The sequence below is a fragment of the Roseobacter sp. HKCCD6576-2 genome (assembly GCF_013179285.1).
GTDB classification, from domain to species: domain Bacteria; phylum Pseudomonadota; class Alphaproteobacteria; order Rhodobacterales; family Rhodobacteraceae; genus Rhodophyticola; species Rhodophyticola oceani.
Map to the genome: position 1 here is coordinate 1 of NZ_WVNW01000025.1, position 12,835 is coordinate 12,835.

The following is a 12,835-nucleotide window of genomic DNA, read 5'->3' on the forward strand; positions in this document are numbered from 1 at the left end:
GCTGTTTCCGCGACAATAGCCGCGGTCTTGGCGGGAAGGCAGTTCATCCCATTAGATCACCCCGCCGATCATGGGTGCCGCCGCCTTCCTGATGGCCGCAATTCTTGGCATCAGTTACCAAGAGGTGATCACGGCGGCGGCGCTGCCTGCGATGCTGTTTTTCGCGTCGCTCTTTGTTGCGGTGCATTGGGAAGCGCTCAAGCACGGGCTCCAGCCGTTGGAAAAGAGCGCTCCGGGTGCCACCTGGCGCGAGTTTCAAGCGGGGTGGACCTTTCTACTGCCGCTTATTGTGATCATGACCTTCCTGATCATGGGCTACACGCCAAGCCTTTGCGCCTTTTACGGTGTTGTGGCGACGCTTGTGACGCCCTTGCTGCGGCGCGCGACCCGGGTGAGTCCCACCGTATTGCTCAAGGGCATTGAGTTGGGGGCGAGGGCGGCGGTTCCAGTCGCCATCGCCTGTGCCTCGGCAGGGATAATAGTTGGCGTCGTCCAGATCTCGGGACTGGGTTTCCGCTTCAGCAGCCTGGTGGTCGCTTTTGCCGACGGCAATCTCTATGTCGCGCTGGTCCTGGCCATGCTGGCCGCCTTCATTTTTGGAATGGGGATGCCCACGACGCCGGCCTACATCATTCAAGCGACGCTGGTGGCTCCGGCCCTTGTTGATCTGGGTGCGAGTCCTCTCTCGGCACATCTGTTTGTGTTCTACTATGCGGTCCTGGGACAGATCACGCCTCCGGTGGCCGTGGCTGCCTTTGCGGCTGCGCCGATCGCGGGGGCAGAATCCTCGTCCGTCGGATGGCGCGCCTTCGCGCTTGGTGTGCCGGCCTATGTCATCCCTTTCCTCTTTGTCGCCAACCCCGAGCTCCTGGGGCAGAGCGCGGTGCTTGACCTGGTGCCTGTCCTACTGCGCTCGGCCCTGGCGATTGTTGGGCTTTCCATCGCGCTGACCGGTTGGCTGGGCGGGGCGAAGCTGGGATGGATCGGCCGGGCCAGCTTGCTCCTGGCGGTTACCTTGCTGGTGGTGCCGGGGCTGTTTCTCAACCTCACGGCGTTCGCCGTGATGATCGGCGTCTGGATCGTTCAGCGTATTGGTGTTGGCCGCGCCGCAAGAGAGAGGATTGAATGATATGGTCAAATCGAAAGCACGCCTCTGCTCCGACCCTCTTCTCTCAGAGCGTTACATCGCAGAGATTCAGAAGGCGCTTCCCAGGCCAGAGACGACGATCTATCCCTATGAGCCGGTGATTGTAGACGGCATGACGGCCTATCTGGCTGGACAGATTGGCAAGCAGGACGGCGGGCTGGCCCATGTTGGTGTGGTGGGGCAGGAGCTTTCGGTATCCGAGGGGGCCTCGTCTGCACGTATTTGCGCGCAGCAGGCCTTGTCCTGGCTCAGCGCATCGACGGGCGGGCTGGCAAATCTGCGACGGGTTCTACGGATGACATGCTACGTCGCCCATGCCGATGGGTTCGATCAGATTTCCGAAGTGGCCAACGGTGCGTCGGACTATCTGATCGAGACCTTGGGCGAGCGCGGGGCGCATTCCAGGTCGGTCATCGGAGTGAAGAGTCTTCCAAGGAACGCGCCGGTCCTCGTTGAGCTAACTGCCGCATTGCGCAATCGGTTACCGTCAGTCGACTTGGTCACTCTGAAGCAGTAGCCATGAGTTTGGTCCGTTCTGTTCAAGATTGCGGCGTTCAGCGGCGCCTGTTCCATCGTTCAGCAACTGACTAAGGTCATCGCCGACACTTCCGCTGTAGATGTGGTAGAGATGGCCAGTGGGGGATCCGGTTCGCAGCTCGCTCACATCGATGACCTCGACACCTTCCAGCGACGCCACGTCGTTTCCACCTTCGCCGAGCCGGGCGTAGCCGTGAAGCTGCGCTGACAACTCCAGTGGCTCGTCATCAGACGCGACATAAACCGTAATGCGGTTCACGATTGGGGAAATGCGCGGCAGGAACCGCTGGAAAATCTCGAAATCCATGTCGGCGGCCAGCAAGACAATCTCATCGAGACGAATGTTCGGGTGCCTGTTCGCGACGTCATAGAGGGCAAGCACCACGCCGCGCGCGCCGAGGCTGTGGCCGACGACATCGACACCGCTGCCGAACCGGCGTTCAAGCTCAATGATGGCGTCCGCGAGGTCGGGGACGGACCAATAGAGATCCGCCTCGTCATGGGTGTAATAGGCTATCGCGCCATCGGACGGCCAGCTGAACCAAAGAAAGCGTCCGCCGAGATTGGCATTGTTCTGAAGGAGAACCGCGCGGCGACAGCCTTTTTCGAAGTTGATGAAATACCCGTGCACATAGATCGCTGGCTCACCTGCCGTCGCTGAGGCCTCAATCTCACCTAGAAGATCGGCGGGTTCAGAAAGCCTGACCTGGTCCACATCCAGGAACTCCTCTTGGATGAAAGACGGAGCGCTGTCTGCAAGCGGTGCCAGATTTCCAAAATCGAGCGCGCGCACCTGGCACTCACCGGCAATCAGGCCGCTTCGCGCACCGCCGAAGAGGTCTCCGGCCTCGTCGGAGCCTGTATTGTTCCTCAGTGTAAGGAAGGGCACATCGAGGGTGGTGAGGTCCGTCTGAGCCATTGACGGCGCGGGTATGGCCATCATCATGGCCAGTATGACAAAGCAAACGCCGGGGCGCTTGGAAAGACTATCGAAGAATGACTGCACGATCGGCTCTCGCTTTCGGCTTGGTCCGTGGTGCGACTATAGCAAGGTGCATCGGAATTCGAAGATGCGCCGTTCCAGCTTTCGGGATGAAAATCATGGCCGGTGAAAGATCGTATGTGATTGCAGAGCTTTGGCAAGGACGCATCGGCGGCGGAGCCGATGGGCCACGAAGGGGGATTGCATGACCCGTCGTTTCGTGGCCCGGCTGATTGGGCCCCTCTCTGTCCCATGCCTCATGCTGGGGCTTGTCTTCTTTGCCGCCTCGCTGACGCCCTCGCTCATCCCCCGTGGCCCCGAGACGCAGGGCATCTTAGGCGGCCTAGTGACAGCGCTCGGATATCTCTTGGGTCAGATCACCGGACTGCTTTGGCGGGCGGCAGACCTCCCCCGGCTTTCCGGCCGGGTGTCGAGGGTCGTGACCCTGATCCTTGCCTTGGCGATCCTGGGGGCCTTTGCTTGGGTCCTTGGCTCCAGCCTGACATGGCAGAACGATTTGCGCAGCAAGATGGGCGTCGCACCTGCGGATGGCTTGCATCTTATGCGCATCATGGTGGTGGCGATTGCGACATTTGCCGTGGCCTACGCGGTCGGGCGGATCGTCGCCTCACTTTTTCGACTTGTGCGGGCGTGGTTCTACCGCGTTATGCCGCCCCGGCGGGCGAATGTGCTGGGCTTTGTGACGGTGGTGGTGCTGCTCTTTCTCGTCACCCGGGACGGCATTCTTGACCGTGTCGTGACCGGCCTTGATGAAAGTTATGAGGCGGCGCAAGCGCTGTTTGATCAGGCGCCGCCCCACCCGACCGATGCGCGCATGGTGGGAAGTGCCGCCTCGCTGATCGACTGGACCGCCATCGGGGCGCCAGGGCGCGATTTCATCCTGTCCGGGCCCGACGCGGCGGCGATCTCGGCCTTCTCGGGGCAGGATGCGCTCGACCCGATCCGGGTCTATGTCGGGCGCGCCAATGGCGCGACGCCGCAGGAGAGGGCAGAGCTGGCGCTTGCAGAACTGCTGCGGCTCGGTGCGTTTGAGCGCGAGGTGCTGATCGTCGCCAGCCCAACGGGCACCGGTTGGATGGACCCCGGCGCGCATGACCCCGTGGAGTATATGCACAATGGCGATATCGCCACGGTTGCGGTGCAGTATTCCTACCTGCAATCGCCGCTGGCCCTGATCCTCGAAACCAATACTGGCCTTGAGCAGGCCACCGCCCTTCAGGACGTGGTCCACGGCCATTGGCAGAGCTTGCCGCCTGAGGAACGTCCTCGCTTATACGTGCATGGATTGAGCCTCGGGGCCTGGTCATCGATGCATGCCACCAATCTTTTCCGCCTGCTGGATGATCCCATCGACGGCGCGTTCTGGGCAGGTCCGCCCTTTCCCTCGGCTTTCTGGACCTATGTGCAGAGCCAGCGCAATCCGGGCAGTCCTTGGGTGCTGCCCGAGATTGGGGATGGCTCGTTGATCCGATATGCCTCGCATGTTGCGGATGCCTCGGAAAGCGATGCCGCTTGGGGCGACATGCGGATCGTTTTCCTCCAATACTCGAGCGATCCCATTGTGTTCTACGAACCGGCTTCGCTCTGGCGCGCGCCACCCTGGATGCGCGACCCGCCCGCTGCGGATATGTCGGAGCATTTCATCTTCATGCCTATTGTTACGCAGTTTCAACTGGCGCTCGACATGGCGTTGTCCTTTGGGTCACCACCCGGACATGGGCATGCCTATTACGCTGCCGACTACATTGGCCCATGGGTGCAGGTGACCAACCCCGCCGGATGGACTGAGGCCGATACCAGGCGACTGATCGGCCATTGCGACAACGGGTTTCAGGCCGGGTGTTCCAACGATCTGCGCTAGGCGCCTTAGGGGAACCAAGCGATAGGCCAGTTCGTCAATCGGTATGTCTGGCCGCAGAAGAAGCTCCTGAGGGCCTGTGTCTGCCTCCGCTTCGGATGGGAGAATCTCGTCTTGAGCCAGGGTTGGGGCGCCCGACAGGCCCCCAAGACAAGCGAAATCGTAAGCACGAGGAGGAGCTGGTGAACACGCTTTATTGCGCCATCAGATGCTCGGCCACCGCCTGGTAGGCCGGCAGCGATGTGGGGTCGATGCGGCTGTTAAAGGCGATCGGGAACGAGGAGAAGCGGACGATCACCATATCGACCGTCGGGTCGATATAGATCGTCTGGCCATGGACCCCGCGCGCCGCGTAGGCGCCATGGTCGTTGTTGAAGATCCAGAACTGACCGCGATAACTGCCACCGGCAAGATCGGCGTAGCCAGCCGCAGCAAAGTCATCGAGGTTGCCACCGCCCACGACACTCTCAATGGCGGCGGCCGGGATGAGTTGCTCGCCCTGCCATTCTCCGCCGTTGAGCATGATCTGACCAAATCGCCCCAGATCTCTGAGTCCCGCGCTGAGGCCGCCGCCGGCAAAGGGCGTGCCCACCCCATCGACCGTCATATAGGCGTCCTGCTCGGCACCCATCCGGCTCCAAATCCGGTCCGACAGCAATTCCGTAACTTCCTGGCCCGACACCCGCGAAATGATCCAACCCAGCACGTCGGAATTCGGCGTGCGGTAATGGAACTCATCGCCGTGTTGGATGCCATCCGGGTCAGGTCCAACAGTCTGAAGATACTCGAAATACCCGTCGGGACCGTCATAATCAGCGGGTTTCGGGAACGGGCTGGCGGCAGCATTATAGACCCAGATGGCCGCGTCCGGATCGCCGTAATCCTCGCTGAATTCGAAGGCCGTCGTCATATCCATGACCTGGCGGACTGTGGCCGACCCGAACGCGCTGGCCTCCAGTTCGGGAATGATCTCCTGCACAAGGGCCGTGTCATCAAGCGTGCCTTCGGCCACCATCATCTCCGCCAGAATACCCGAAAACGATTTCGTCATCGACATCGCCGCGTGCTGCCCGGCCTCATCCAGGCAGCCAAAGTAGCGTTCATAGACGATCCGGCCTTCGTGCAAGATCAGGATGCCATCGGTGTAATTCGCAAAAAGCGACTCTTCCCAGGTCATCTCCTCCTCGCCCCGGATCGGCAGGAAAGTGACATCGTCGATCGCCTCGTCCAACGCGTAGTCGAACGGAACAGGCGCGCCCAGACCGCGACTGACCTGTTCCGTTGGCAAAAACTCCCGCAGATGGCACACGGACCACCGCAATCTTGGGAAGCTGAAGAAGTTCGAGTCCGGGTTGGTGATGCGTTGATCCGGTGCGGGCGGGAAGCCCTCCATCCATCCCATCACCGTCGGATCCGACTCCTGCGCCGTGGGAAAGCCGGTCGCCTGCGCCTGCACGTCGGATGATAGGGCCGAAACGGCCACCACGCCCAATGCCAAGATGGCGGCGGCCTTAGAAATTGAAAACGACATTGACGAAGCCTCCTAACCAAACTGGGTCATCATTTGGAAACACATCCCGAATTCCCGCTCCCGGCCTCGACGCGCTCAAACCGGCCGAGAAGAACGCGTTTCGATTGATCACGCGCTGGTACTCGATGAACAGGTCATCCGAGAGATGCGCATCGGTGACACCCGTCACGACGTTGCCGATGGCACCACCGATATCGATGCGTGTTGCCTGTCCGAATTGCAGCGGGCTGTTCAGCTCGTTCGCCCGGACATGGGCGTATCGCAGGGTGATTGTATCTTGTTCTGTCGGGCGCACAGACAGGGACAGGTTATGCGACTGGACGTTGGAGTTAATCCAAATCATCGCGGATTTTGATCCGGTGGCCCAGGCGCTTGGCGAGCCGTTGTAGTAAAGCGGGTCGAAGCGTTCCAACTCCGGCGTGTTGGGATCGTCGCCTGAGAAGGTCTGGTAGGAGTAGGTCAGAACCGGTGTCCACGGTGCTTCGGCAAAGGTATAGCCCGCCTGCACGCGTCCGGCCCAGGCCTCAAGATCCACGCGATCGTTCCATTGATAGGCAAGGTCGGTGGTGAAGAAGACATTCTCCAACGCGCCATCGAAGGGGTTTGTCCGTCCATAGATGCTGATGGTGTCTGTTCCGTCGCGGGCACCGGGGATGACCGTGGGCGGGCCCAGGCCACCGGGTGCGGCCTGCGGATAGGCGGAGGTGGAGTTGAGCACACTCACATAGGTCAGGCCGAAATAGCCGCCCGCGGGATCGTCGAACCGGACATCCAAGCCCGCCAGCTCGTTCTCACCATCGACTGCTGGGCGTTCGCGCGGGTCAATGTAAAACAGCGTGCCCGTGAAGTTGTTGTGGGTCAGTTCCGCGATTGCGGTCATTTCCCATGCGCTGCGGGGACCGAATTTCAGCGCGCCCCGTTCGAAACCGTCCGAGGCGCCGTCCGAGATCAACATGCCCGTGCCGAGGCGGAGGGGTTGCGCGCCGAAGGAAAGATCCAGCTCGGTATCCTGACCGAGCGGCACGCGCAGGCCGAGATTGGCCTCCTCAAGGGTCCAGCGCCCGGTGTCGCCCGTGTCAAAGGCATCCGTCCCAAAGGTGAATGAGCCCACGGCGGACACGCGACCGTAGACCGAGGCGCCGCCGTTCAGCGCTGTTTCGAACGTCAGCCCGGGGGTGACGTAGAACTCCAGCCAGGTCGCATCGGGATCGTAGCCCGAGCCGGGCGCAGCAAAATCGGAAAGATTCCAAAACAGGTTGGCTTCGCTAACCAGATTTGCGCCGAGTTGCAGCGTTGCACGAATGGTCGTGCCGTTTTCATCATAAAGCAAAAAGGAGTCGTCTTTAGATTGCGCGGACCCCATCGTTGGCAAAACGGCGACCGAGGCGGCGAACGCTGCTGTGGCCCCACTTGCCAACCAGATCCGCATCCCAAAGCCATTCGATATAAAATGGCTGCGAAAGTCGCCAAACCAGGACCGCATCGCAGGTCCCCCGCACAAAACTCTTTTTAGGAATTAGCTAGGCTTCGCCAATAGTCAAATGGTCTACCGGCCATTTTGGGTTATGCAATTTCTTACACAAGCGGTGAGCATGCCGGGGTTATCAAGCGCAAGCCCGTACTCCAGAAGCCTGGCGTAGTTTGGCCGCCCACCCGCGGCCCTCGTCATGCCCTTTCTTGGGCCTGCACTCGATGTTCGACGGAACTCTCGCTCTGATGCTGTTCTAGGCGGAGCCCTCAGAGCTTCTTCTCAAGTACCGATCGAGCCGTGAGGTGCACGTATGATAAAGTTACATCGATTGGACAGCACACGCAGCAAGCGGGTCGAGTATGGTCTAACCACCGCCGAGCTGCGGGAGGTGGAAGCGCCTTTCCAAAATCATAGTCAGCAACCGGCCCAAAGCTGCCGTTGAACCCCCAGCTTAGATGCTGCAGTTGCAGCCCGAATTGCAGCCATTCACAACACCCAAGAAATTTTTGGGCTCGGGAACCTACAGTCGTAGCCAGGGGTTCCGAACTCAAAGATTGGAAATTGACGTTTGACGACTAGTGATGTTCCCTACGACAGGATGCCTGTACGATCTAAAGACCAGATTCTCGGTCAATTTCCTAAGTTCTTAACTTTGAAGGATAATCATTCCCTCCCATGAGAAGACAAGAACTCCTGACAAAATCGAGCGGGTTACTAGCGAGATTTGCCTTTGATGTGCGCGTGAAAAACTCGATGGGGCTTTTCGACATAAACACTATGGCTGAGGACCTATTGATACCAGTCTTTTCTCTCGTGTTTGATTGCCCAGACCTCAGGAACCAAAACAAGATCCAGATGAACTTTCCGGCGGTTGATCTGGGTTGTTCGAAAAGCAGGACGTCCCTGCAAATCACCTCGGATGCCTCAAGCGGCAAAGCTTTGAAGACAATAGAGAAATTCGAAGAGCACAGTCTTGGAGATGAATTTGATCGCCTACTAGTTTACGTTCTCACAGAGAGACAGAAGAGTTATTCATCAAAGAAACTAGTAGACGCTGCATCAGGTTGTCCCATTGATTTCAATCCAGAGCGCGACATAATCGACTACAAAGATTTGTCTCACTTACTGAGCGAGCTTCCAGACCCAAAACTGGAGGCAGTTGCAAATATTCTTGAGAGCTTTTTTGCTGCCGAAGATACCAGTCGCAAGTTTCGAACAGAACTGAACGAATTCTTAGAAGTCAGCTCGCAAAAAATCGAAGATGAGAAAAGGTCTAAGAAATACATCCCATCTGTTTTTGTCGAAACGACAAAGACAAAAGAAGAGATGAGATACTTCGGAAATCCGCTATTTTTTTGTGAGAAGATCGACGACGGCTTGGCTGCATTTAACCTGGTAGAATACAATAGAATCCTTCAACTATCGCACATGGAGCCGATAGATTTCGATCTAGCAGCTACCGTTGCATCTCCGTATCCAAACACCATCCCGGAGCTTTTTGCACGTCTGGAAACCCAGCGTGAAGCCATTTTCCAGATGAAGGCGCACTTGCTACCATACACTCACGAAGGAAAAGCTGAAAAAACCTTCGGCTCACATGATTACTTGAGTGGCTATTGGGAAGTATTTAGGCACAGTCTGACCTATGGTGGTATGGGCTTGGTTCGGTCTCTCGAAGACATCCAAAAACGGGTTGAACTCGCAAACGCAAAAATCTTCCTGATCACAGGTATGGCGGGACAAGGTAAGACGAACTTTATTTGCGACCTGGTTGAAAACCAATTCCGAAAGTTTGAAGTACCAACGATATTTATACCCGCGAGGAGGCTGAACGATTATCCAGGGCCAAATCGTCTGCTGTCCTACATCGCAAATAATCGCTACTCTCCTGAGTTCGGTGACCCACATGAGCTCTTGCAACTACTTAATGCGGTCGCCGCCGACTTTGGAAAGCCTTTCATAATTGCTATAGATGGTATCAACGAGGTTGGTGACCTGGATGGGTTTGTGTCTGAGCTGAGAGTCTTCTTGGAGGCCCTATGCCAGTACGATTACATAAAGGTTATTATCTCCTGTCGAAGCGAATTCTTCGATCACAAGTTCTCAGGCCTATTTGAACCTCAGTTCTCAGAGTTTCTGCACCGCGTGCCAGATCTGAGAAGCAAAATGTCCGACGAAAACAAACTTCAACTGCTTGCGGCCTATTTGGGCCACTTTAAGATACGTGGCCATCTATCGAATTACGCCAAAAGAGTACTGCAAGACGACCTTATCCTACTTAGAATTTTCTGCGATATCAACGAAGATCGGGAGCTTGGTTTTGTACCGGATATCTATAAGGGCGAGATCTTTGAAAGATACCTTATGATAAAGGTTAAGGAGTTCCCCAAGGACAAGCAACAAGAGGCTATTTCGACACTCTATCAAGTTTGTGCGAAGATGTTGTCGATGGAGGACTTCGCCCAAATTGCACTTGACGGGTTTAGTGCAGAGCAAAGACAGACTATAGACTCTTTTGTGGGAGAAGACATTATTCTTCGCAGAGAAGTTCCTCCGACGGGGCTCTCATCTTTGGGCTTGTCCAACATCTCATTCACCTACGATGAGATGAGGGATTTTCTGTTAGCCCACTTTGTGATCAGCCAATTGTCAAAGAACGATCCAGATGCGGTCACTAACATTTTTGGCGACATCAAGAAATGGCCGATTTACGAGGGGTTCTTTCGGTACGCGTACATTTTAGCTCGCAAGGAACACGACGACCATGTGATGGCGCTTTGCGAAGCAAACGACGATTTTTTGACCCACTACCTCAACAATCTTTCTGTTCTGTCACCAGAGATACAGTCTGAAACCGACGTCCTTAGAGTGCGTGAGGCGCTTATAAGGCCAGCTTCAGATCGTGATCTCCGACGAATGTTCTGGTTCTTGTTTAGGAAACGCGTTCTTACCGATCCTCTAAACATACAGTTGCTTTTGGATCATTTGGCTGATCTCGATGACCCACAGCTAGAGGCATTTGTAAAGGCGGCGTTTTCAAGAACTGAGAGCTATCGTGATGATGAATGGCGGGATCAAGTTAGCAGTTTGTTGAGCTCTCTTCTTAGTCTAAGTCTTGAGGAGCAGATTGGTGTTGGCGATGCGGCACTTGCAGTGTCTCTCTTCTCTGTCCCCTTTGCGCGTTGGGACGAAAGGGAAGCAGTCAAAAACCTATTTTCCCAAAATCTCGGTACGCCAGAGTTTTCCAGTGCGCTCGATCGATGTGCTAACGCAGTTTCATTGTGTGTGAAAGAGTGCCTCGCTGAGGTAGCAGATGGCGCTGGTTCGTCATGAGGGATCAGATTTTGTTGGTATTGCCCACCTCCTGGGAACCAAGCAAGCAGGCGTTCCTTAAGCAGCTAGGAGTATCAGAAGGGGGGCTTGGCGAACAACTCTTTGGCAGGGTTTTCGATGCTCTTTTTGTAAACTCGACTGAGATGAAACGGGAGTTCAAACGCTACTATGCCGTCGAGTATGGTTCACTTGAGAACTATGCTTGGATAGTTCATGGTGTCGAGCTTGATGACGATGAACTGGCTCATGAAAGGATTTTTTTCGTTACCTGGTTGCCACAGGTTGTCGATGAAAATTATGAAGAAAACCAGCTAGATACCATTCTTGCCTGTATTGATCAGTTAGAAAGGGCCAACAATGAAGCTGAAGCTTGACTTTGTTTCAAATAGCTCGTCAACATCCTTCGTATATATATCGGATAGTGACTTCACCGAGGAAGTATTCATGAAGGCCGTTGGAGTAGACCCGAATGGCCCCTTGGGAGAACTCTTCCGAGAAATGCATTATGAGATTGTCTCTGGAATGCAGAACGGAGAGACCGTAACGACCTCCGATCAAGCAGAACAGTTGGCAAACAAACATGAATTCACTCCAGAGGTAATTGACCGAATGAAAGAGGCCATAACCCAAGGAAAATCGGTCTACACAGGCTCTCTCAGTAGCGACGGTCCGTTCGCGGAGTCTGTATTGTGTATGGAAATGTTTGAAATCAGATCTGATGAGTTTTTCATCAATGCATTCAACAACTATTGGTAGATGGTTTGCTCAAATCTGTGCGCTACAGTAGTCTAGGCTACACGTCGTTCTTCAACCCTGAGACTGGGTTCTTTGCAAGAATGCCGGACAAAGGTGAGCCTGAGCCCTTCTGGTCACCCCACGGCCCAGAGTTAATGGACATATCGATAACCAATTGGTGCGATAAGGGTTGTGCCTTCTGTTACAAGTCGTCGACTAAACACGGGCAGCACATGGCGCTGTCAGACTATAAAAACATCATCGATCAAGCTTCCGAAATGGGTGTCTTTCAGGTTGCCTTGGGAGGTGGAAATCCAAACCAACATCCTGATTTTATCGAGATATTAGAATACACTGCTTCAAAGGAAGTTGTGCCGAACTATACGACCAACGGGCGCGGCCTAAGTCGTGAAATCCTGGAAGCGACACGCAAACACTGCGGTGCCGTGGCTGTATCTGCATACGAACCGTTCAATGAAACAGCTGAAACCATTGAGGCGCTGACAAAGTGCGGTATCAAGGTCAACGTGCACTTCATTTTGGATTCGGGGAGCATTGACCTTGCAATTGCATGGCTTCAGGAGCCGCCAGCTTTTTTGTCAGGCATCAACGCCATAATTTTCCTAAACTACAAGCCTTCTGGCCGGAAAGTCTTTGAAAAGAAGATGTTGCGCAACAGTGATCGTTTGGATGAGTTTTTCAAGCTGGCAACTTCAAGCCAGCGAAGGTTAAAAGTTGGTTTCGACGCTTGTTGCGTAAGCGGTGTCTTCGCTCGAACTAGTTCCAATACCAGCATGGTGGACGCATGCGATGCAGGGCGTTTTTCCATGTACGTCTCTGAAGACCTCTCGGTTCATCCATGCTCCTTCCAGAGCGGCCGTGCAGAGGGCGACAAGCTGACGGACGGCAATTCTCTGCTAGAGATCTGGACCAAGTCCAAAAACATGTCGTCATTTCGTGATTACTTTGCCTCTGACCGCTGCGGAGGTTGCTCGCATCGCTCCAATTGCATGAATGGATGCCCATTGTTCGACGATCTAGTTGTTTGCGGAAACCGCTGAACTAGGACTTCGCGAACAAGGCTAAATCTCGTGCTATCAATGAACGTCAGCATATTTGATTATCGGGAGCTTCTTCGCACTGCAGCTAATGACCGCTTCCCGCCGATTCTGTGGAAAAACAACGTGTTGCTGGTGCAGAGAGTTTTGCTCTGAACGAGA

The 12,835-nt window shown here is 55.4% G+C and carries 10 protein-coding genes; 7 read left to right on the forward strand and 3 right to left on the reverse strand.

The features are described 5' to 3' along the window. Positions 1–67 precede the first annotated feature (67 nt). Both GTF44_RS21125 and GTF44_RS21130 read left to right on the forward strand, forming a co-directional pair. Complete coding sequence (locus GTF44_RS21125) at positions 68–1,129, forward strand: TRAP transporter permease (protein ID WP_367383438.1); 1,062 nt, start codon at positions 68–70, stop codon at positions 1,127–1,129. A 1-nt stretch (position 1,130) separates the two neighbouring features. After that, positions 1,131–1,664, forward strand: a complete 534-nt coding sequence (locus GTF44_RS21130) for a RidA family protein (protein ID WP_171563113.1) — start codon at positions 1,131–1,133, stop codon at positions 1,662–1,664. Here GTF44_RS21130 and GTF44_RS21135 read toward each other — a convergent pair. Then, on the reverse strand, positions 1,635–2,603 hold the full coding sequence (locus tag GTF44_RS21135) for an alpha/beta hydrolase (RefSeq protein WP_253261398.1): 969 nt from the start codon (positions 2,601–2,603) through the stop codon (positions 1,635–1,637). The genes GTF44_RS21130 and GTF44_RS21135 overlap by 30 nt on opposite strands. A 268-nt stretch (positions 2,604–2,871) precedes the next feature. Here GTF44_RS21135 and GTF44_RS21140 point away from each other — a divergent pair, with 268 nt between their 5' ends. Continuing rightward, a complete protein-coding gene (locus tag GTF44_RS21140; protein WP_171563115.1) occupies positions 2,872–4,548 on the forward strand; it encodes an alpha/beta-hydrolase family protein in 1,677 nt (558 codons plus the stop codon). A 190-nt stretch (positions 4,549–4,738) separates the two neighbouring features. Here the strand turns inward: GTF44_RS21140 and GTF44_RS21145 are convergent, their stop codons facing one another. After that, positions 4,739–6,076: a serine hydrolase gene (locus GTF44_RS21145; RefSeq protein ID WP_171563117.1), complete on the reverse strand. Its 1,338-nt coding sequence runs from the start codon at positions 6,074–6,076 to the stop codon at positions 4,739–4,741. Then, the gene (locus GTF44_RS21150; RefSeq protein WP_253261399.1) at positions 6,057–7,559 is read right to left on the reverse strand and encodes an alginate export family protein; all 1,503 of its coding nucleotides are present in this window, start codon (positions 7,557–7,559) and stop codon (positions 6,057–6,059) included. Before GTF44_RS21150 ends, GTF44_RS21145 begins: the two co-directional genes overlap by 20 nt. 663 nt (positions 7,560–8,222) lie before the next feature. On the opposite strand from GTF44_RS21150, the gene GTF44_RS21155 reads away from it, so the two are divergent. The 4 genes from GTF44_RS21155 (at position 8,223) to GTF44_RS21170 (ending at position 12,676) form a co-directional block, all read left to right on the forward strand. After that, on the forward strand, positions 8,223–10,880 hold the full coding sequence (locus GTF44_RS21155) for an SMEK domain-containing protein (RefSeq protein WP_171563120.1): 2,658 nt from the start codon (positions 8,223–8,225) through the stop codon (positions 10,878–10,880). Next, positions 10,877–11,254, forward strand: coding sequence for a hypothetical protein (locus GTF44_RS21160; RefSeq protein ID WP_171563122.1), 378 nt, complete (start codon positions 10,877–10,879; stop codon positions 11,252–11,254). Before GTF44_RS21155 ends, GTF44_RS21160 begins: the two co-directional genes overlap by 4 nt. Beyond that, positions 11,238–11,636 carry a hypothetical protein gene (locus GTF44_RS21165; RefSeq protein ID WP_171563124.1) on the forward strand — a complete coding sequence of 133 codons (399 nt, stop codon included), beginning with the start codon at positions 11,238–11,240 and terminating at the stop codon, positions 11,634–11,636. Before GTF44_RS21160 ends, GTF44_RS21165 begins: the two co-directional genes overlap by 17 nt. A gap of 134 nt (positions 11,637–11,770) precedes the next feature. Next, positions 11,771–12,676, forward strand: coding sequence for a radical SAM protein (locus GTF44_RS21170; RefSeq protein WP_253261400.1), 906 nt, complete (start codon positions 11,771–11,773; stop codon positions 12,674–12,676). The last annotated feature ends 159 nt before the right edge of the window (positions 12,677–12,835 follow it).

What these genes read in the sequence shown, in the direction of transcription:
- GTF44_RS21150 (WP_253261399.1), bottom strand. Translation starts at nt 7,559, where the DNA reads ATGCGGTCCTGGTTTGGCGACTTTCGCAGCCATTTTATATCGAATGGC.
- GTF44_RS21130 (WP_171563113.1), top strand. Translation starts at nt 1,131, where the DNA reads ATGGTCAAATCGAAAGCACGCCTCTGCTCCGACCCTCTTCTCTCAGAG.
- GTF44_RS21160 (WP_171563122.1), top strand. Translation starts at nt 10,877, where the DNA reads ATGAGGGATCAGATTTTGTTGGTATTGCCCACCTCCTGGGAACCAAGC.
- GTF44_RS21165 (WP_171563124.1), top strand. Translation starts at nt 11,238, where the DNA reads ATGAAGCTGAAGCTTGACTTTGTTTCAAATAGCTCGTCAACATCCTTC.
- GTF44_RS21145 (WP_171563117.1), bottom strand. Translation starts at nt 6,076, where the DNA reads ATGTCGTTTTCAATTTCTAAGGCCGCCGCCATCTTGGCATTGGGCGTG.
- GTF44_RS21170 (WP_253261400.1), top strand. Translation starts at nt 11,771, where the DNA reads ATGGACATATCGATAACCAATTGGTGCGATAAGGGTTGTGCCTTCTGT.
- GTF44_RS21155 (WP_171563120.1), top strand. Translation starts at nt 8,223, where the DNA reads ATGAGAAGACAAGAACTCCTGACAAAATCGAGCGGGTTACTAGCGAGA.
- GTF44_RS21135 (WP_253261398.1), bottom strand. Translation starts at nt 2,603, where the DNA reads ATGGCTCAGACGGACCTCACCACCCTCGATGTGCCCTTCCTTACACTG.
- GTF44_RS21140 (WP_171563115.1), top strand. Translation starts at nt 2,872, where the DNA reads ATGACCCGTCGTTTCGTGGCCCGGCTGATTGGGCCCCTCTCTGTCCCA.